General features: G+C 48.9%; 2 protein-coding genes. Both read left to right on the plus strand.

The genetic code is table 11. The annotated features are described in order from the left end of the window. The coding region (murF, locus tag P8O70_20775; GenBank protein MDG2199275.1) for a UDP-N-acetylmuramoyl-tripeptide--D-alanyl-D-alanine ligase at positions 1 to 1,009 on the plus strand (1,009 nt) is incomplete at its 5' end. Between the two features lie 329 nt (positions 1,010 to 1,338). After that, a partial coding sequence (locus P8O70_20780; protein MDG2199276.1) for a transcriptional repressor occupies positions 1,339 to 1,643 on the plus strand: 305 nt, incomplete at its 3' end.

The raw sequence follows: 1,643 nt of genomic DNA on the forward strand, positions 1-1,643 counted from the left end.
GATCGCCCGACATCTTTGCCAAAGCCTGGATGCTACTACCCACGCAACTCAGGGCAATTACAACAACTTTATCGGAGTACTCCTAACGCTTCTATCAGCCCCACTGGATACAAGTTGGTGGGTAGTTGAAATGGGAACAAACCACTTCGGAGAGATCGAAACACTAGCCAAGGTATCTCAACCAACCGTTGGTTTACTAACAAGCATCGGGGAGAGCCATTTGGAATTTCTGCTCAACACAGCTGGGGTTGCCCGAGAGAAATCCGGCTTGTGGAAGGGACTTTTGGAAGGTGGCCAAGCTTGGATTCCAGCAAATGTGTTAGAAAGAAGTGTTCTTGAGCGAGAGGCCAAACAGATTGGGGTTGCCCTCCACAGCTTTGGACTCAACGAACCGGCCGCAGAGTGGAATCTGCAACTACAGGCAACCCGATCAGACAACGGCTTATCCATCCTGGATTCACCTATTGGTGAATTACAGACTTTCTTGAACAACCCACTGGCTTTACAAAATCTGGCTGGTGTCCTCGCAGCTCTGCACTCAACAGGTGTAGATGATAATGATCTGCAGAAGGCCGTTGCCGAACTGGAACTGGATGTCACAGGCCGGATGCAACTACTCTCGCGTGGAGATGTGTTGTGGGTCAACGATAGTTACAACGCCAACCCCTCATCTTTCCGGAGCGTACTGCGGAGCCTACGTCAGATGTATCCCTCTCGACGGCTACTACTTGCCGCAGGTTCGATGGCAGAACTTGGAGACCAAGCCCCTGAGCTACATCATCAAGTAGGTGTTTTTGCTGCTAACTGTGGCGTCTCAACCCTCTTCACCTGTGGCCCCTATGCCTCAAACCTAGCAGAGGGCTGGCAAGCAACCACTCAACGTCTGGTGCACGTTACAGAAGAACCAGGTGATCTGCTCCCTCTTCTACAGCGGGCTCTCCAACCTGATGATGTGATCCTAGTCAAAGGTTCTCGCTCTGCACGAATGGAAAGAATCCTGCCAGAATAAACAACTTACCGTTCCAATTTAGCCGTAGCATCCAATCTTATCATTTTCCCATAGAATTTTTTGCGTTGCATTGTTCAGAATTTGTAAGATTCTTGACTTAGTCTAAAATAAGACCTAGCTTGTAAGGCTGATTTGTCCAGAATGATTGTATCAGTGGTTTCTGCTGTTTTTGCTTCCGAGACTAGGCAGCAACTTTGGCTAGTGGTTCCATCAAACAGTCAGGATATCTGCAGGTCAAATTGACCTTATGATGATTCCGATGTAAGGGATTATAAATTCCCATCACTGAGGAATTCTCTTTCTCTTCCCATCTAAACCGAGGAGTACAATTGGCTACTGAACTGGCAGATCTACTCCGTCAACATGATGTTCAGGTGACTGTTCAACGCATCGCTGTCCTACGAGCGGTGTCAGGCCAGCCTCACATCACGGCAGATGGTGTTGCTGAGGTAGTCAGAGCAGAATTGGGTGTCATTTCCAAACAGGCTGTGTACGATGCTTTAGGTATCTTGGTCGAACGAAGATTGGTTCGGCGTATCCAACCTGCTGGATCTCCAGCCCGCTACGAAGATCGTGTGGGCGACAATCACCATCACCTAGTTTGCCGATCCTGCAACCACATGGTCGATATCGA

This window comes from SAR324 cluster bacterium (genome assembly GCA_029245725.1).
Lineage (GTDB): Bacteria > SAR324 > SAR324 > SAR324 > NAC60-12 > JCVI-SCAAA005.